Origin of the sequence: Haloarcula sp. JP-Z28 (genome assembly GCF_011440255.1) — an archaeon.
In the GTDB taxonomy this organism is placed as follows: Archaea; Halobacteriota; Halobacteria; order Halobacteriales; family Haloarculaceae; genus Haloarcula; species Haloarcula marismortui.
The window spans coordinates 52668-70990 of record NZ_JAAOHT010000014.1 but is presented as its reverse complement, the minus strand read 5'-3'; the positions used below and the strand labels follow the sequence as shown (position 1 = coordinate 70990).

Sequence of the window (18323 nt, the reverse complement as noted above, 5' to 3'; positions counted from 1 at the left end):
AAGGATAGACGAGCGTCACCGTGCCGAGCTGGGAGATGTGCCGGAGCCGCTGGACCGGCGGCGTGTCGAGCAATGCCGCCGCGACGCCCTGAACCTCGATATGGTCGTGGACGCTGTCCTTGATTGTAGTCATTGCCGTGGCCTACGGCGGCGGCCGGCAAAATCGTTCGCCACCGAACGCACCGGGAGGGGTCGCCTACCGGGGGACCCAGCCGTAGATGTGGTTCAGCATGACGTAGGTGACGAGCCCGAGAAATAGGCTCAGTCCCCAGGCGGAGACGGCGATGCGACCCACACGGGCATGAATCGTCTCTCTAAGCTCGGCGGGGGAGTGGGTCAGCCCGAGCACGACCGCGTGAACGACGACGGGCACGGACACCGCGGACAGCAGGATATGGATGGCGAGCATCACGATGTACGCCGTCCAGACGATCCCCTCGGCGACGATCTCCTTCTCGAAGCCGCCGCCGACTTTGAGAATATACAGCGCCAGAAACACCATGATGAGGGTGAAGGCGGTTAGCATCGCTGCGCGGTGTTTCTGTACTTGGTCGTTCTTGATGAAGTAGACGCCGGCGACGATTGCGAGCAAGGCGATACTGTTGACGACGGCGATTGCGTCACCCAGCAGGATGACGGTGTCGTTCGAGAACTCGGGGAGGGGTAATACGCCACCGAACGCGCCGAACACGAGCGCGTAGCCAACGACCGAGACGACAGCGGTGACGAGCCGCGGACGAGCGCGGGCACGCGACTGGAGTGTGTCTGCGACGGCCATAGTAACAGTTCAGGACCGGAGTGGTAACTGTGTTCTGAAACGGGCGGGAACAGCGGCGCGATTGCGAGCCGGAGCGGTGGCTGCTGACTCGGAAAAACGGCGGGAAATCCGATAGAAGTGTGGCCGAATCAGGCGAAGGTCCGGGAGACGTCCTCGTCGTCGGTCTCCTCCTGCTGGATCTTCTCCCAGGCGTTGTGGAAGTCAGCCATCGTGACCTCGGTGCGGTCGTCGCGGATGGCGAACATCCCGGCCTCGGTACAGATGGCCTTCACGTCAGCACCGGAGGCGTCCGTTATCTCCTCGGCCAGCGCCTCGAACTCCACGTCGTCGGAGACGTTCATGCTGCGGGTGTGGATCTGGAAGATCTGCTTGCGGCCCTCGACATCGGGGTTGGGCACTTCGATGAGGCGGTCGAAGCGGCCGGGGCGGAGGATGGCGCGGTCGAGCATGTCGAAGCGGTTCGTCGCGGCGATGATACGGATGTCGCCGCGGTCGTCGAAGCCGTCCATCTCCGAGAGCAGTTGCATCATCGTCCGCTGGACCTCGGCGTCGCCGGAGGTCTTCGACTCCGTCCGCTTGGCCGCGATGGCGTCGATCTCGTCGATGAAGACGACGGCGGGCTCCTCCTGACGGGCCAGCTCGAACAGGTCGCGGACGAGCTTTGCGCCCTCGCCGATGAACTTGTGGACCAGCTCGGAGCCGGCCATCTTGATGAACGTCGCGTCGGTCTCGTTGGCGACGGCCTTCGCCAGCATCGTCTTGCCGGTGCCGGGCGGACCGTGCAGCAGGACGCCGCTCGGCGGGTCGATGCCGACGTCTTCGAACATCTCGGGGCTCTTCAGCGGCATCTCGACGGTCTCGCGGACCTCCTCCATCTGCTCTTCGATGCCGCCGATGTCGGCGAAGGTGACGTCCGGCGACTGGTCGACCTGCATCACGCGGGCGCGAACGTCGGTCTCGTCGTCGAGCTGTTTGACGATAGAGAGCGAGTTGTTGACGGCGACGCGGTCGTCGGGTTCGAGGTCCTCGCGCATCTCGTCAGTGACCTCTGTCAGGGCCTCCTGGTTGTTGCCGTGCTGTTTGATAATCACGCCGTCACTGGAGAGTTCCTGAACGGTCGCGACAAACAGCGGTGACTGCTTGAGCTTCTTGTTCTCGTGCGTAAGCCGTTCGAGCTTCTGCTGGTACTTGTTGTTTTCCGCGTTCGCGTCCAGCAGCTTGTCGCGCATCTCCTCGTTCTGCGATTCGAGCACCTCTAGCCGCTCCTGCAGCGCCTCGATCTTCTGTTGCTGAGACGCGTCATCGTCGTACGGCATATCGACCTCGTCGACGGTGTCGGTCATTACGACGCCTTTAGTAGGTGTATCGTTATGAGGCTTCGGGTAGTCTCAGAAACTGTATCGCCCGGTGTGTGCCTTGACGGGGCCGTTACTGACCACTCTCCGTCTATAGGTCTCAAACCGGCACGTTTCTTGGCCCCCGCTGGAAACATCCGTCCATGCCAACCGACCGCGAAGAAGTCATCATCGTGGGCGGCGGCGTCGCCGGACTGTCGGCGGCGATCTACACCGCTCGCGCCGACCTGTCGACACGGATCATCTCGACCGGTGAGTCGATACTGAACCGCAATGCCCACTTGGAGAACTACCCCGGGTTTCCGGCGGGAATCAACCCCCGGCTCCTGCTCGAACTCATGCGGGCACAGGCGCGTCGCGCCGGTGTCTGGTTCATCGACGGCGAAGCCGAACAGGTGACGGAAACTGCGGAGGGCTTCGAGGTGACCTGTACCGACGGCGAGTCATACGACGCGACCTACCTCATCGCCGCGTCCTGGTCGGACCCGTCGTATCTGGAGGGGCTGGACCTCTCACTCATCGACCGTGGGTCGAAGCAGTTCATCTCGACCGACGAGCAGGGCCGGACCGATATCGAGGGGCTGTACGCGGCCGGCCGGCTGGCCGAGCAGCACCACCAGACCATCGTCGCCGCGGGCCACGGCGCACAGGTCGGGCTCACACTGCTAGAGGACTCCGACATCGACTTCTATCACGACTGGACCGCGCCGGCAGGATATTTCACTGGCCGCGACCGACCGGTTCCGCCGGGCTGTGAGGAGGTCGACGAGGCGGAGCGCAAGAAGCGCGAACAGGAGTCTCTAGAGGTTATGCGACGGTACTTTGAGGAGCCGATGCCGGGCGAGCCGACGATGCATCCGAGCGTCGAGCAGGATTCAGACTGACCCTGTTTCGAGCGAGCGTGCGACTGACTGCAGTCGTTCGACCCGCTCCGTCGTCGGCGGGTGTGACCGTGTTTTGGTAGCCAGGGAATCGCTCGACGCCGCCGTATCGAACCCGTAGGGAAGGAAGCACAGTCCGCGGACGCCCGCGTACGCGGAGCGTTTGTCCGTCCCCGGCCGGTCGTCGACCCCGCTGTCGAGCGTCTCTAACGCCCCGACGAGCGCGGCGGGGTCGCCGGTCAGCTGGGCCGCGCTCCGGTCGGCAGCAAACTCCCGAGCGCGTGAGAGCGACCGCCCGAGGACGACGACGGGAGCAGTGAACACACCCAGCGCGACGCTACCCAACAGGGCTGTCACCGCAAACAGAAACAGAAACCCCAGCGTGAACGAGAGGCTTCCGAAGGGGGCCGCAAGCACCCGGGCACTGAACACGTACGCGAAACCGAGCGCGACCAGCCCGAGCGTGTAGCGACTCCCGCCGGGAAGCAGGTCCGCAAGCGGGTCGTACTCGCCGTTGGTCAGCGACGGAAGGAAGCTGGCCAGTGTCATGACGGTCGCGTCGCGGTTGGCGACGTGCATGAGTTCGTGGGCCAGCACGGCATCAAGTTCGTCGCCGTCGAGCGCCGAGAGGAGCCCCTCGCTGACGACCACCGTCGCGCCGCCAAGCGTCCCGATAGCGAAACTGTTCGGTACGTCGGCGTCCGCGACGGCAATCCGTGGCGGCGTGAGGTCGGCCAGTTGCGCGAGCCGTTGCACCCGTTCGTGGAGGGCAGGGTACTCATCGGGGCCGACGATGCGAGCGTCAACCTCGGCCATCGTCTGGGCGCTGGTGTACCGGAGCTGTGCCCAGACAAACGCCACAAGAGCAGGGGTGAGAATGGCTATCCACCAGGCGATGCGTGCCGATGCACCACCGAACGGGAGGTGAGCCGCGACGGCATTCCGCACCGGCACAAGCCAGGGTGTCAGGAGCACCGCCGCGGTCGCAACCACAGCGATATCGACAGCGACGAGGAGCAAGAGGGTCCGCAGCATACGGCGAGTCAGTGTCCGCATAGGGGTAGTTCTGCTATACCCACAGCGAATGAAAGGTTTTCTGTTCGGACAGTCACACAGTGAGGGAAAATATTTACTCTGTCACTGGAAACGGTCTCGTAGTGTCAACAAAGCTGGTGCGTGCCGCCCTCGCCCTCCTCTGTGCAGTCGCTGTTCTGTTTGGCACGGCGCTGTTTCCCGGCGCAATCGGCGTCGAATTCGAGTCAAGCGGCCCCCTCGACAGCCGAGCGAGCGGGCCGGCCACGCCCGACGGAACAGGGCCCGACGAAATCGACGGTGGGCCGACGCCGGTAGCGACGAGCGATAGGGCAGCGACGACGCCACAGGCGACAAACGATGAGCCGGCGGCGACGCCAACACCCACGGAGACAGCGACAGAAACGCCGGCGGCCGGCGACGGCGAAGACAGTGGGTCACCCATTCTGGTGAAGCTGTTCGGGCTGGCGCTGATCGGCGGGTTCGGTATCGTTGCAGTCGGCGTTATCCGGGCCGCATCGAACGCGGAGGGTGGCGGGTGGACAGACGTTGGACTCCGACTGCACCCTATCATCGGCAAGCTAGCCAAGACAGTCGTTTCGACAGTTTCGAACGGGACGATTGGGCGGACTATCGGCCGGATTCCGAAGGTAACGACCACCGCGTTGCTCTCGGGGTCGGCGGCGCTCTCACGAGTCGGGGCCGGTATCAGTGCTGTCTCCGGCGGTATCTTGGCCGGATTGTCGACGGGGGTCGGGTCGGTCGGCACGATGTCACTGCGGGGAGTCGCCGGCCTGCCGAGTGCGCTCGGGTCGCTCTCAGTCGCGCCGTTCAGAGCTCTCAGCGGGTTCGGCGGAACCGGTGGCTTCTTTGCCTCCGTTCGGAGTGGCGTCGACAGCCCGTCGCTGTTTGGCTCGTCGGACTCGGAGCAAAGACAGTCGACGGCCACCGAATCAACGAGTGAGACGGATGACGGGCCGGACATCGATTCACTGTCGGTGCAGGAAGCCTGGGCGCTGCTAGCTGACCGCGTGTCAGTGTCGGACCCCGAGACGGCGACGCCCGGGGAGTACGCCCGCCGGGCTATCAACAGTGGACTTCCGGCCGAGCCCGTGCGCCGGCTAACTGTCCTCTTTCGGGAGGTCGAATACGGCGGGCGGTCGGCGACCGGGGACCGAACAGAATCGGCTCGTGCCGCTCTCAGAGAACTCCTTGGAAGGGGTGACGACTGATGAGTGATGCTGAATCACAACAGGGGGAAACTGCCAGCGCAACCATCGATATCAGTGTCGACCGCCCGGCACCGGGGCGCAGGTTCGTCCAGTACACCCTGCTGGGACTCGCCGCGCTTGCTGGGGCAGTGTTCGTCGTTACTTTCCCCTCAGTGCTTCCGGATGTCGGGAGCGGAACGGCCAGACAACTACAGCTTGTTGCAAGCGTCAGCGCTGCGGTAATCGGCGTTTTCGGCCTGTACACGGTTGTTCGGACACAGGATTCCGCTCTGCCGCCGATAAAGGGGAGCCAGCCGCGTGATCCGTATCGTGACGACGAGACAGGCGACAGATCGACGGAGTTGCTCGATGAACTGCTAGAACCGGAAGCGACACAGGCAGAATCCGGCGAACTGGTCGGCGACGATATCGACGAGTTGCTCGAGAAAATCGACGGACGCGTCGACCCGTACAACGGCCTCGAAGCGAGCTATGCGTCGGAAATCAGGAACAGGCTCCGTGAGGCCGCGCGACAGATGCTGGTCGAAACGGCGGAGATGTCGATGGAGGCGGCGGCCCGGGACGTTCGCACTGGCTCGTGGACTGACAGTTGCCGGGCGGCCGCCTTCCTCGGCGGCCCGGACGCACCCGACCCGCCAATCGAGATGCAACTACGGGACTGGGCCAGCGGCGAGGGGTTCGACCGGAAAGTCGAGGCGGCGGCGACCGAGATACGACGGCTCCAGCGAGGTGAGCGTGCATGAGCACGCGAGAAACCACACAGCGTAACGTCGGCCTCTCGGCCGCGCTGGTGGCCGGCGGGGCCGGCATCGTCACCGGGAACCCGGCGGTGTTCATGGTCGCGGCGGTGGCGCTGGTGTACGCGGCCTATCAGGCGGCCATCGGTGACCCCGAACCGACGCTCACGGTCGAGCGTCACATCGAACCGATTGACCCGCTCCCCGGCTCAGAGGTGACAGTGACGCTGACGCTCACGAACGACGGGGACGCGACGCTGCCTGACGTTCGCGTTCTCGACGGCGTCCCGGAGCGGCTGGAGGTCGTCGACGGCTCCCCGCGGTTCGGAACCCATCTCGAAGCCGGGGCGTCAGATTCAGTCACCTACACGGTCGACGCCCGGCGCGGTGACCACGCGTTCACCGACGTGGCGGTCGTCTGCCGGAACCTGACCGGGACCGTCGAGTTCGCCGAGCAGGTCACCGTCGAGACGAGACTCTCGTGTAGTGCCAGTGTGGACACCGTTCCGCTCTCGGGCCAGACGCTTTCCCAGTCCGGGCGTATCCCGACAGACGCCGGCGGGAACGGGCTTGCCTTCTACGCTATCCGCGAGCACCAGTCCTCGGACCCGATGAGCCGGGTCGACTGGAACCGCCTCGCGAAGACGAACGAGCTCGCGACAATCGAGTTCAAGGAGACGCGAGCAGCCACCGTCATCACGCTCGTCGATTCCCGACACTCCGTTGCGGGCGAGGCAAACGCGCCCACGGCTGTCCAGTTCTGTGCCTACGCGGCCCAGCAGGTCGGCTCGGCGCTTCTAGGGATGGACAACCGCGTCGGTGCCGCCGCCTACGACAGTGGCGAGACATTACAGCCATCGGCCAACCGAGCACAGGAACAGCGATTGGAAAGGTTCCTGAAGGGTGTTGTGAGCGGGTCGGCCACCGGGCCCTCTGGGACTCGCGATTCGTGGCTGTTCGACACCAACACCCGAACCCGGCCGGCGGAGTCGTCGACTGAAATGGCAGACCGCTACGGAATCGCCGACGGCGGCGATGCGGTGGCGACACTCGACCGCTCGATTCCGAGCGAGTCACAGGTCGTGTTCTGTACGCCCCTGCTCGACGACCGGGCGGCCGATGCGGCAAAACGACTCGCGGCGTACGGACACGCAGTCACGGTCGTCAGCCCAGACATGACGGGCGGTGACAGTCCGGGACGTACCGTCGAGCGAATCGACCGAACGGCCCGCCTCGACACCCTTCGAGGAACAGTTCGAGTTGTCGACTGGACGCCCACGGAACCGCTCGCGAAAGCCCTCATTCGTGCAACGGAGCGGTGGGCATGACGGCACTCGACAATCGACCGGCGGCGTCGAGCGCGGCGCTGACCGGAACGGTCGCAGTGCTCGTCTCGCTCGTCCTCGGCCTCGCTGTCGTGGACCCGATACCAGTGCTGGCCGGCTCCGGCGGCGGGCTCTGTATCGCCGCCGGGGTCTGGGCGCTCCGCAGCGAGGCCCGCGAGCGCATCGCTGGCGGCAGTATCCTCATCATCATCGGCGCAGGCGTGTTCTGTGGGACCGCGCTACTGGCGACTGACTACTGGTCGCTCGTTGTGGCGCTTGGGTTCCCGCTGGCCGCCACACTCGTCGTCATCGACGCGAGTAGCGGGCTGGTGCCGCCGGCCGATGCGACGGACGAACTCTCGGCAATGCTTGATGAGAGTTTCGTGGTACTGGTGGTTGGCGTCATCGTCACAATTGTCTGTGCCGTCGCCGCTGCCGTCAGGCTCCCCTGGGTGCTTGTTCGCGTTGTCACTGGCTTCTCTCTCCACCCGCTCGTGGGCTTCGTGACGCTACAGGCCGGGGTCCTGCTTGCCCTGTTGTTGCTGGACCGGGCCACGGAGACGCTGGAGTCGTGGGTTCCGGCACCCACAGCGACGACCGACCGGTCGCTCGAACGACTGGACTTGCTGGGGACAAACTGGTGGGACATCGACACCCCGCTCAAGGCCGCTGTCGGCCTGCAGTTGCTCGTGGCGTTTGTTCCGACGGCGCAGATGCTGTTTGACCGCTTCCTCGACAGTCTCCCGGTGCTCGGATCGGCCCTTCGGGTCGTCTTCAGTGGCCCGCTCCATCTCCCCCTTGCAGCCGGGATTCTGGCGTTACTGGCTATCCTCATCGTCGAACGGCTCCGGCAGTGGCTACTACAGTGGCTCGGGGACGACCCCGGACAGTCACTGGCACGGCAGACCGGCAGTATCGTGGCCGCTGTGGGACTGCTGCTGGGCGCACTGGCCCTTACTGCCGCCGGCGTGACCCGGCGAGTAGCGCCCACGTTTACCGGAGGCGGCCATTATGGCTCGGCTACCGTATTGCTGCTCGGCGTCTTGATTTCGGTCGCCGTCCTCCGCGGTCTCATCACGCTGCTGGCCGAACTAGTCGGCGCAGAGGTACTGTCGCGACGGGTGGCGGGATTCGCGACCGGAAGCGGGCTGCTGTTCGTCATGACCTTGCTCGGGGCTGAGCGCGGACTCGCACCGATACTCGTCCTCGTCGGAAGCGCGGCGGCGCTACTGGTCTGGGACGCCAGCGCGCACGCCAGCAGTATCGGGCAGCAACTGGGCCGGGACGCCGAAACGACGGACAGCGAGTTCGTCCACGTCACCGGAACTGCGGCCGTCCTCGCCGGGGCTATCCTCCTCGTGCTGTTCGTTCGATACGTGCTCATCCCGGTCGCGGTTCCAACCACGTCGGCCGGGCTCTCATTCAGTTCGGTACTCGCGCTCGGACTGGTCCTGCTGGCGATAGCTGCGTTCGCCCTCGCACTGAACGCACATGAGGAGGGACCACACACCAGCGGTGACAGGAGCGGCAGCCGGGGCGAGCGGACTGCCGACGACAGCGATTAGCGCCGCCGGAGAGACAGGGGCTTTTACCCCCGCACCGCGAACCCGCAGGTATGCTGACCGGAGTCAACGTCGTTCTGGGGGTTTCGGGGTCTATCGCGGCCGTCAAGACGGTGGAACTCGCACACGAACTCCGACGACAGGGGGCGTCCGTTCGGGCCGTGATGACCGACAGCGCGACGGGCATCATCCATCCGTGGGCACTTGAGTTCGCGACGGACAACGAGGTGATTACCGAAATCACAGGCAGTGTCGAGCACGTCGACCTCTGCGGACGCTCGGGCTGGGGGGACGTGCTCTTGCTCGGACCGGCGACGGCAAACACCGTCGGCAAGGTCGCCGCGGCAATCGATGATACACCCGTGACGACGTGTGTGACGACCGCACTCGGTGCTGACGTGCCTGTCGTCGTCGCGCCGGCGATGCACGAACCGATGTACGACCACCCCGGTGTATTGGACGCTATTGACCGCGTCGCGTCCTGGGGCGTCGAGTTCGTCGACCCGCGAATCGAGGAGGGGAAAGCCAAGATCGCAACTGAGGAGGCCATCGTCACAGCGACCGCCCGGGCCGCGGGCGACCGGCCACTGGCCGACGAGCACATCGTTGTGACCGCGGGCGCGACCACGGAATCAGTCGACCCCGTTCGGACGCTCTCGAACCGATCCTCGGGGCGGACCGGACGGGCGGTCGCGCGGGCCTGTTACGTCCGCGGGGCCGACGTGACGCTGGTCCATGATGGGCCGGACGTTCCTTACGCGACTGTCGAGCGGGTCGAGTCCGCCGCGGAGATGACAGCGGCTACCCGGCGGGTCGCCGGCTCCGCTGACGCGCTGATCTCGGCAGCCGCTATCTCAGATTACACCGTTGAGCAGGCTCCCGAGAAGATCAAGAGCGGACAGGCAGAACTGACGCTGACGCTCGAACCAACGCCGAAGCTCATCGACACTGTTCGGGCAGACCACCCGGACCTTCCCATAGCCGGCTTCAAAGTCGAAACCGAAGGCGACGACGAAACCCTGGTCGAGCGCGCCCGCGAGATACGCGAGCGGGCCGGGCTGGCCTTCGTGGTCGCCAACGACGCGAGCGTGATGGGCGACGACGAGACGCGCGCCCTGCTTGTCGACGCAGACGCGGCCACGGAGTACGTTGGGGAAAAACAGGGTCTGGGTGCCCGTGTCGCCAACGAACTCGGTGACCATCTGTCCAGTCGTGACTGAGCGCGTAACCGATTACGAAATAGTTTTGCGTGTTCCGTTGCTCCGGTCCGATAACGACAGTACTGCCCGACGAACCGCCTATTCGGAGTTTCTAAACAGATACTGTGACTGTACCACCACCCCGTCGCCTGCTCGTGCCAGTAGCTGATTCGGTGACGGTCCGGAACACCGTCGCCTACGCCGTTGAACAGGCCGAATCGGCGGCCAGAGAGGGGCAACAACAGATATCGCTGCACCTCGTCGCCGTCGCAAGCACACGCGCCGTTGACCCCGACGCACAGACGGAGCTCGGCCAAGCCAAGGACCTGCTTGACCGCATCGATGTCTGGCTCGACGAAGACTTGGGTACTTCCCCACCGTCGAACCTCGAGGTTGAACTGGGCGTCATCGGTGCTGACCGCTACCTGTTCAGTCCCGGCGATTACGCCGACGCGATTCTGGCCTACGCCGACGAACACAGCATCGAACGGGTCGTCCTCGATCCGGAGTTCAACCCGGGCGGCACGACGCCGATGCTTCGGCCGCTCGAAGTCGAACTCGTCCGGGGCGATATCGAGGTCGAGACCGCACCCGTCGAGCGACCGGCACGGTCGACCGCACTCGCCCGCGCCGCGACGCTCCCGAAGTATCTCACCATTTTCGGAGCGTCGTATCTGTTTTACCTGCTGTTGAGTTCGTACAAACCGCTGGATTTCCTCACTGGTGCGATAACAGCGACGATCGTCACTGCGTTGCTTGCGCCGATCGCGTTCAGTCGCCAGCCGTCGCTGACCCGGATTCCGAGGCAACTCGCCCGGTTCGCGATTTACGTCCCGTACCTGCTCAAGGAAATCGCCGTCGCCAATCTCGAAATCGCGTACGTCGTCTTGCACCCGTCGCTGCCTATTGACCCCAAAATGGTCGAGTTGGAGGCCGCGATCTGGGGTGACGGAGCGGTGACGACGCTGGCAAACAGCATCACGCTGACGCCCGGGACGCTCACCGTCAGTGTCTCCCAGCAGGCGTTCGACATTCACTCGCTCACCGGTAGTTCGCGCGAGGACCTGTTTGACGGCGGCCTCGAACGAGCGGTCCGGTTCGTTTTCTACGGCCGGGAGGCGGCAGCCATTCCCTCGCCGCGCGAGCGCGGACAGGGGGACGACAACACAGTCGAGAGTGACATTGGCGACCCGGAGGTGGCCGACGATGATTGAGTTCGAGGTGGCGCTGCTGGCAATCGCGAGCGCGTTCGTCCTGTTCGCCATCGTGTCGCTGTACCGCGTGTTTGCGGGACCGACGGACCACGACAGAGTTATCGCGGTCAACGTGATGGGGACGAACACCGTTATTGCGATCGCGCTCGTCTCCGGCGCGCTCGATAAGCCGCTGTTCCTCGACATCGCGCTCGTGTACGCGCTGCTGAACTTCCTGCTCTCGATAGCATTCTCGAAGTTCAACGTCGAGCACGGGGGTGTGCTATGACGCCAACAGAGTGGGCGATTGTCGCGCTCGCGTTGATCGGCGCGTTCTTCGGCGGCGTCGCCTCGATCGGCATTGTCCGGCTTCCTGACGTTTACACACGCGCTCACGCGGCATCGAAAAGTGATACACTGGGGGCCGTCCTCGCTATCGGGGCCGCCGCACTCGCGATTCAGACCGACCTCGCGACGATCAAGGCTGTCTTCCTGCTGGTGTTTATGTTTCTGACCAACCCCACCGCCGCCCACGCCATCGCCCGGGCGGCACAGGATCAGGGCATCGAGCCGTGGACTACCGGCGATGAGGAGGACAAATCATGAGCCTCTCACTCATCGAGGCAGTGTTGCTGGTGTTCGTGCTGGGCTGTGCTATCGGCGCGGCCGTACTCCGTGACGTGCTGGCGTCACTGATGGCGTTTGCCGCCTACAGCCTCGGTATCTCCATTATCTGGGTGATGCTTGAGGCCCCCGACGTGGGGCTGACCGAAGCGGCTGTCGGGGCCGGCATCATGACGATACTGTTCATTCTGGCGCTGGCAAACACTGTTCGGCCACAGGAAAACGGCCTGTTCGAGTCGATCAGCGCCCGGACCGTCGTACTGGTCGGCGGGTTCGTCGTCGTTATGATTGCGACCGTTCCAGCGCTGCCCGCCGTCGGGGCGGATGGCGCGGCAAACCCCGTCGTCAGCGGCGAGGTAACACAGTACTACCTCGAAAACGCGTACGCGGACACCGAAGTGAAAAACGGTGTGACGGCGGTGCTCGCGGCCTACCGTGGGTTCGACACGCTGGGTGAGGCTGTCGTGGTCTTCTCAGCCGGGGTCGCAGCGCTGACCGTCCTCAGACAGGAGGTGTTCGCATGAGCGCCGACGAGCGAACCGGGCTGTACGTCGAGAGTACCATCATCATGACGACGGTCCGCGTTGTCGCGCCGTTCGTGCTCACCTTCGCCCTGTTCGTAATGTTCCACGGGGCAAACTCCCCCGGCGGTGGGTTCCAGGGTGGGGTCATCGCGGGGTCGGTCGTAATGATGCTCGCGTTTGCCTACGGGATTGACGCGGCGCGGGAGTGGCTCGACGTCCGTGTCGTCGCTGCGCTCGCATCCGGCGGCGTGCTCACGTTCGCAGCCATCGGGCTGGGAACGATTCTCCTGGGTGGGAACTTCCTCGAATATCACCTGTACGAACAGTTCATCTCGCACGTGGTCGCCTACGCCATCGAGCTCGTCGAACTGGCCATCGGTGGTATCGTCGCCAGCGTTGCTATCGGCCTCTTTTTCCTGCTTGCGGCGGGGTTCGGCCACGCCGTCGACGAACCGGAGGATGAGAGCTAATGTTTGAACTGCTGAACTCACATTACAACTACTTCGCTGTGATGCTCCTGCTCGGTATCGGCCTGTATATGCTCATCGAGTCCCGGAACCTCGTGAAGAAAGTCATCGGAATGAACATCTTCCAGACGGGCATCTTCCTGTTTTTCATCACGCTCGCGTTCCGGACCGGCGGAAACCCGCCGATAATAAAGGAAGGGGGTGGGCCGTACGTCAGCCCGCTGCCACACGTCCTCATCCTGACCGCGATCGTCGTCGGGGTGAGCCTGACCGCCGTGGCGCTGGCGCTGATCATCCGCATCTACACCGAGTACGGTACGCTGGACGAAGACAAGCTCAAACAGCTCTACTATGATTGAACAACTCCCCGTATTGTTGGTTGTCCTGCCGATCGTCGGCGGTGCGATACCGCTGGCTGCGAGTCTCGTGAGCGACCGGGCCGGGTGGCCCGTCGCGACGGTGACACTCCTCGGGCAGGCCGGCCTGGCCGGACTGCTCGCGTGGACCGTCGGCACAAATGGGACTGTGTCCTACGCGGTCGGTGGTTTCGCCGCCCCGTACGGCATCGAACTCGTCGTCGACGGGCTCTCCGGTGCCGTCGCCCTGCTCGTGGCTGTCGTGTCACTCGGCGTGCTCGCGTACGCTCGGCAGGCCGGCCCGCACTCGGGCCCCTTCTACGGACTGTACCTCCTGCTGGTCGCCGGCCTGACGGGCATGACGGTCACTGGCGATGTGTTCAATCTCTACGTGTTCCTCGAAATCACGGGGCTTGCGGCGTACGGCCTCGTAGCGAGTGGCCGGGACGCCAGTGCCGCCGTCGCGGCGCTGAAGTACCTCATCATCGGGACCGTCGGGGCCTCGCTGTACTTGCTTGGCATCGGCTACCTGCTTGCGGCAACGGGCACGCTCAACATGGCTGACCTGGCGACCAAACTCGGGGAGATGGCGGCCTACGACTCGACGCTCGTCCTGACCGCGTTCGGGCTGATGGTCGGCGGGCTGACGGTGAAAGTCGCTCTGTTCCCCTTGCACACCTGGCAGCCCGACGCCTACGCGAACGCCCCGGATACGGTGAGCGCGTTCATTTCAGCGCTTGTCTCGACGGTTTCGGCATACGCGCTTGCCCGCCTGCTGTTTTCCGTGTTCACCGTGGAGTTCCTGGCGGCCGTGCCCGTCGCTCGCTGGGCGCTGGTCGGGCTGGCGTGCGTGAGTATCATCGCGGGAAGTGCGCTCGCCGTCTCACAGGACAGCGTCCAGCGGATGCTGGCGTACTCCTCGGTGTCGCAGTTCGGCCTCGTCATCGCCGGATTCGCCATCGCAACCCCACTGGCCGTCGTCGGCGCGACCGTTCACCTGCTCGGCCACGCGGTAATGAAGGGCGGGCTATTCGCTGCGACGGGCATTATCGAGCGCAAGACGGGCGCGACGACGGTGAACGGCTACGCCGGGATGGGGAGCCGCGTCCCGGTTTCGGCGTTTGCCTTCGCCGTGCTCTCGCTGGCGATGGTCGGCGTTCCACCGGCGGTCGGCTTCGTCGGCAAGTGGTACATTGTCCTCGGCGCAGTCAACACCGAGAACTGGGCCGTTGTGACCGTGTTGCTCGCGAGTACGTTGCTGACGCTTGCGTACTTCGCCCGCCTCGTCGAGCGGCTCTACTTCGCCGAGGCGACCATCCACTCGAAGCCTGACGAGGCTCCCGTAACAGATGGGAGCGGACAGGCAGTCTCGTTCGGGATGATCGCCGTCGTCGTCATCGCGGCTGCGCTCGCGGTCGCGCTGACCGCAGCCGTACCAGCGTTCGAACAGGTGCTTCGAGAGACGCTTCCACCCCTGCTAAACCAATGACTGATATCACATCACTTCGACCGCTGTTTGCAATCCTCGTCTCCGCGGTGGCCATCCCCGTGATTCTCTCGCTCAAACGTCGTCCGAACGTGCGGGAGGGGGTGACCATCACGGTGGCAGTCGCGAAGTTCGCTATCGTCGCGAGCATGGTCCCCGGCGTCCTGTCGGGGATGCGGTACGTCTTCTCTTTCGGGCAGCTGGCCACCGGGATCGAACTGGCGTTCCGCGTCGACGCGCTCGGGCTTCTCTTTGGCCTGCTTGCAAGCCTGCTGTGGATCGTCACCAGTTTCTACAGCATCGGCTACATGCGCGGGCTGGACGAACACGCCCAGACGCGGTACTTCGCCTCCTTCGCAGCCAGCCTCGCGTCGGCTGTCGGCGTCGCGTTCGCGTCGAACCTGCTGACGCTGTTCGTCTGCTATGAACTGCTGACAGTGTCGACGTACCCGCTTGTTACCCACGACGAGACGGACGAGGCCCGCGCCGCCGGTCGGAAGTACCTTGCGTACACCTTCGGCGGCGGCGTCGCCGTGCTGGGCGGGACGGTGCTGGTGTTCGTCCTCGCCGGAACGACCGCGTTTACGCCCGGCGGGCTCGAAGGCCTCGTGACGGCGGACCCGACGCTGGCACGGGCAGCGTTCGCCCTGCTTGCGGCCGGCTTCGGCGTCAAGGCCGCACTGATGCCGGTGCACTCCTGGCTCCCGGATGCGATGGTCGCGCCGACGCCGGTGTCGGGCCTGCTCCACGCCGTCGCAGTCGTCAAGAGCGGCGTGTTTGGCATCGCCAGAGTCGTTCTCGACGTGTACGGGACCGGAACGATGGAGCAACTCGGCGTCGGCCTCCCGCTGGCCGCGATTGCGGCCTTTACGCTCCTGACGGCGAGTGTCATCGCGCTCAGACAGGACAACCTGAAGCGGCGGCTGGCGTACTCAACGATAAGCCAACTGTCCTATATCGTGCTCGGGCTGGGACTGCTCCACGGACAGGCATTGACGGGCGGCCTGCTCCACATCCCTGCACACGCATTCATGAAACTGACACTGTTCTTCTGTGCCGGCGCGATACACGTCGAGACCCACACCGACGACATCAGCGACATGGCTGGCATCGGGAAACGGATGCCACTGACGATGGCCGCCTTCGCCGTCGCCGCGGCCGGGATGGCCGGGATTCCGCTGGTCGCTGGCTTCGTCAGCAAGTGGTATCTCGTCATCGGTGCGCTCAGCCTCAATGGCGGGCTCGTCTTCGCCGCCGCGTTGCTGGTCTCCGGTGTCCTCAACATCGCGTACTTCTGGCCAATCGTCTATCAGGCGTACTTCGAATCGCCGGACGGTCACGACGAGAAGCCACTCATCGGGGGGCCGCTTGGCGGGCGAGACAAGGTTCGAGCCGACGGCGGAAATGACCACGCATCGGATGTTGCCGACGGTCACTCCGACGAGGGCGAGGTGCCGAAGCCAGAACACGTCGACCACCTCGGGAAACACGATGAGGAACACGAACACCATGGCGGCCCGCCCGCAGGGGGCTGGGACGACCGCGGCTGGCGCGGCGGCGAAAGTACGTGGTTCATGCTCGGGCCGATCCTCACCGCGGCCACGCTGTCGCTCCTGCTAGGGACAGTGCCGTACACGGCTGTCTTCCTGCGAATCGTCGACACTATCGTCGGTAATCTGCCGGGGGTGATGGCGTAATGTCGATGCTTACAGTGGTTCCACCAGTCGTCGTACTACTGGCGCTGGCAATCGTCGTGTCCCGGCTTCCGCGGCGTGCCGGACACGCGGTCGGCGCGCTCGTGCCAGCGCTCGCGGTGCCATGGGCACTTGCGGTCCCGGAGGGCGCACATCTCCAGACCCAGTTCCTCGGGTTCGACGCCGTCCTCCTGAACGTCGACCCGTTCTCTCGGCTGATGGGTATCATTTTCGGGCTCATCGCCGCGGTCGCCGTGCTCTACTCCTATGCCAGCGAGGCCAACACGACACAGACAGGGTACGCCCTCTCGTACGTCGCGACCAGCTTTGGAGCCGTCTTCGCTGGCGACTGGCTGACACTCATCTTCTTCTGGGAGCTGATGGCCGTCACGAGCACGCTCCTAGTGTGGCACTACGGCGGTAAGGCGGTCCGGGCCGGGTTCCGGTATGCCCTGCTGCACGGGCTGGGCGGCACGCTGTTGATGGCCGCCATCCTCCGGCACTACGTCAATGTGGAGACGTTCCTGTTCGCGTCAGTGCCGGGCGGTCCGGAAACGGCCGGTATTACGACCGGGCTGGCCGCCGCGCTGGCCGCGATCGGTATCGGCGTCAACGTCGGCTTCATCGGCCTGCACGCGTGGCTGCCAGACACCTATCCGCGCCCGCACATCGCCGCCAGCGTGTTCCTCTGTGTGTTTACGACCAAGACCGGCGTCTACGGGATGTACCGCGCGTTCCCCAACGGCCACGAGGCCATCGCGTACATGGGCGGCGGAATGGCTATCTTCGGCGCGCTGTTCGCGCTGTTCCAGAACGACATGCGGCGGCTCCTCTCCTATCACATCCAGTCACAAGTCGGGTACATGGTCGCCGGCGTTGGTATCGGAACTTCGCTCGCACAGGCCGGCGCGTTCGCGCACGTGTTCAACCATATCCTCTACAAGGGCCTGTTGTTCATGACCGCCGGTGTCGTCATCTACCGGACCGGGACAGAGAGCCTGAAGAAACTCGGCGGTCTCTGGCGGGAGATGCCGATCACAGCGGGGGCGTTCTCCGTCGCTGCGCTGTCTATCGCCGGCTTCCCCGGGTTCAACGGGTTCGTCAGCAAGGGGATCATTATCTCCGGGAGCCACTACACCTTCGGAAAGGGACCGCTCCCGCTCGGTGAGTTCTATACGCTCGAGTGGATGCTACTGCTGGGCGGCGTTGGCACGTTCATGTCGTTCATCAAGTTCGGCTACTACGCGTTCTTCCACGGCGAGTACGACAGCAGCGTCCCGGACGCGAACCGCCTGCAGAGCGTGGCAATGGTGTCCGTGGCTGCGCTCTGTGTCATCTACGGTGTGTACGATACGGCGCTTTTCACCATCCTTCCGTTCGACGTGACGAGTGAGGCCGTCGTTGACCATGTCTACAAAACGTACACTGTTCCCCACCTCATCGAGGGAGTCGTTCTAGCCGTTCTCGGACTGCTTGGCTTCGCGGTGACAAAGAAGCCCCTCTCGAAACTCGGCCGTGTCCCAGACATCGATTCGCTGTACAACCCCGCCGTCTTCTATGGCTCCCGCGGGCTCGTTGTCGGTGTGACCGAACTGTACGCCGCCGTGGACCGCGCAGTGGTGCAGGCCACGAGCGTCGTCACGCGGGCAGTGACATCCCCGAACGACGTGATTGCGGGGCGTCGTGACGATGACAGCCTCGTACACCCGATGCGAGCCGGCATCGGACTCAGCATCCTCATTCTCGCGGTGTTTGTTACAGTGGCACTGCTGGCCCTTTCGTGAAGGTCTAAAAACATATTCTGTGATAATTGCAGACCTGATCGGCTGCATCCGGTTTCAAACACCCCAGAATAGCTGTTAACAGACAGGGTAATTA

18 protein-coding genes and 1 pseudogene are annotated in these 18323 nt (G+C 64.4%); 15 read left to right on the top strand and 4 right to left on the bottom strand.

Annotated elements, in window-relative coordinates; genetic code table 11:
* From G9463_RS08230 to G9463_RS08220, 3 genes and pseudogenes are all read right to left on the bottom strand, one after another.
* Positions 1-133: pseudogene (locus tag G9463_RS08230) on the bottom strand (HD domain-containing protein); the annotation flags it as partial.
* A gap of 63 nt (positions 134-196) precedes the next feature.
* Positions 197-778, bottom strand: coding sequence for a DUF420 domain-containing protein (locus G9463_RS08225; RefSeq protein ID WP_014039702.1), 582 nt, complete (start codon positions 776-778; stop codon positions 197-199).
* A 128-nt stretch (positions 779-906) separates the two neighbouring features.
* Positions 907-2121 carry a proteasome-activating nucleotidase gene (locus tag G9463_RS08220; protein ID WP_014039701.1) on the bottom strand — a complete coding sequence of 405 codons (1215 nt, stop codon included), beginning with the start codon at positions 2119-2121 and terminating at the stop codon, positions 907-909.
* A 155-nt stretch (positions 2122-2276) separates the two neighbouring features.
* On the opposite strand from G9463_RS08220, the gene G9463_RS08215 reads away from it, so the two are divergent.
* The gene (locus G9463_RS08215; RefSeq protein ID WP_165896436.1) at positions 2277-3017 is read left to right on the top strand and encodes an NAD(P)/FAD-dependent oxidoreductase; all 741 of its coding nucleotides are present in this window, start codon (positions 2277-2279) and stop codon (positions 3015-3017) included.
* Here the strand turns inward: G9463_RS08215 and G9463_RS08210 are convergent.
* Positions 3009-4049 carry a M48 family metalloprotease gene (locus tag G9463_RS08210; RefSeq protein ID WP_240149973.1) on the bottom strand — a complete coding sequence of 347 codons (1041 nt, stop codon included), beginning with the start codon at positions 4047-4049 and terminating at the stop codon, positions 3009-3011. The two genes, G9463_RS08215 and G9463_RS08210, sit on opposite strands and share 9 nt — an antisense overlap.
* A gap of 122 nt (positions 4050-4171) precedes the next feature.
* Between G9463_RS08210 and G9463_RS08205 the strand changes: the two genes are divergently transcribed.
* The 14 genes from G9463_RS08205 (at position 4172) to G9463_RS08140 (ending at position 18229) form a co-directional block, all read left to right on the top strand.
* Entirely contained in the window at positions 4172-5278 is a 1107-nt protein-coding gene (locus G9463_RS08205; RefSeq protein ID WP_370457900.1) for a DUF4129 domain-containing protein, read from the top strand.
* A complete protein-coding gene (locus G9463_RS08200; RefSeq protein ID WP_165896434.1) occupies positions 5278-6021 on the top strand; it encodes a hypothetical protein in 744 nt (247 codons plus the stop codon). The genes G9463_RS08205 and G9463_RS08200 overlap by 1 nt, the downstream gene beginning before the upstream one ends.
* On the top strand, positions 6018-7343 hold the full coding sequence (locus G9463_RS08195; RefSeq protein ID WP_165896433.1) for a DUF58 domain-containing protein: 1326 nt from the start codon (positions 6018-6020) through the stop codon (positions 7341-7343). Before G9463_RS08200 ends, G9463_RS08195 begins: the two co-directional genes overlap by 4 nt.
* A complete protein-coding gene (locus tag G9463_RS08190; RefSeq protein WP_165896432.1) occupies positions 7340-8905 on the top strand; it encodes a hypothetical protein in 1566 nt (521 codons plus the stop codon). The genes G9463_RS08195 and G9463_RS08190 overlap by 4 nt, the downstream gene beginning before the upstream one ends.
* A gap of 50 nt (positions 8906-8955) precedes the next feature.
* Positions 8956-10122: a bifunctional phosphopantothenoylcysteine decarboxylase/phosphopantothenate--cysteine ligase CoaBC gene (gene coaBC / locus G9463_RS08185; protein ID WP_165896431.1), complete on the top strand. Its 1167-nt coding sequence runs from the start codon at positions 8956-8958 to the stop codon at positions 10120-10122.
* Between the two features lie 152 nt (positions 10123-10274).
* Entirely contained in the window at positions 10275-11315 is a 1041-nt protein-coding gene (locus G9463_RS08180) for a monovalent cation/H+ antiporter subunit E (RefSeq protein ID WP_241244091.1), read from the top strand.
* On the top strand, positions 11308-11583 hold the full coding sequence (locus G9463_RS08175) for a cation:proton antiporter (protein WP_004963535.1): 276 nt from the start codon (positions 11308-11310) through the stop codon (positions 11581-11583). Before G9463_RS08180 ends, G9463_RS08175 begins: the two co-directional genes overlap by 8 nt.
* Positions 11580-11900, top strand: coding sequence for a monovalent cation/H(+) antiporter subunit G (mnhG, locus tag G9463_RS08170; RefSeq protein WP_011224857.1), 321 nt, complete (start codon positions 11580-11582; stop codon positions 11898-11900). The genes G9463_RS08175 and mnhG overlap by 4 nt, the downstream gene beginning before the upstream one ends.
* Positions 11897-12442 carry a DUF4040 domain-containing protein gene (locus tag G9463_RS08165; protein ID WP_004963540.1) on the top strand — a complete coding sequence of 182 codons (546 nt, stop codon included), beginning with the start codon at positions 11897-11899 and terminating at the stop codon, positions 12440-12442. Before mnhG ends, G9463_RS08165 begins: the two co-directional genes overlap by 4 nt.
* Entirely contained in the window at positions 12439-12912 is a 474-nt protein-coding gene (locus G9463_RS08160) for a Na(+)/H(+) antiporter subunit B (protein WP_004963542.1), read from the top strand. Before G9463_RS08165 ends, G9463_RS08160 begins: the two co-directional genes overlap by 4 nt.
* Positions 12912-13268, top strand: coding sequence for a cation:proton antiporter subunit C (locus G9463_RS08155; RefSeq protein WP_004963545.1), 357 nt, complete (start codon positions 12912-12914; stop codon positions 13266-13268). The genes G9463_RS08160 and G9463_RS08155 overlap by 1 nt, the downstream gene beginning before the upstream one ends.
* Entirely contained in the window at positions 13261-14754 is a 1494-nt protein-coding gene (locus G9463_RS08150) for a monovalent cation/H+ antiporter subunit D family protein (RefSeq protein ID WP_004963546.1), read from the top strand. Before G9463_RS08155 ends, G9463_RS08150 begins: the two co-directional genes overlap by 8 nt.
* Positions 14751-16448, top strand: a complete 1698-nt coding sequence (locus tag G9463_RS08145; RefSeq protein ID WP_165896430.1) for a cation:proton antiporter — start codon at positions 14751-14753, stop codon at positions 16446-16448. Before G9463_RS08150 ends, G9463_RS08145 begins: the two co-directional genes overlap by 4 nt.
* Complete coding sequence (locus G9463_RS08140; RefSeq protein ID WP_165896429.1) at positions 16448-18229, top strand: Na(+)/H(+) antiporter subunit D; 1782 nt, start codon at positions 16448-16450, stop codon at positions 18227-18229. The genes G9463_RS08145 and G9463_RS08140 overlap by 1 nt, the downstream gene beginning before the upstream one ends.
* The last annotated feature ends 94 nt before the right edge of the window (positions 18230-18323 follow it).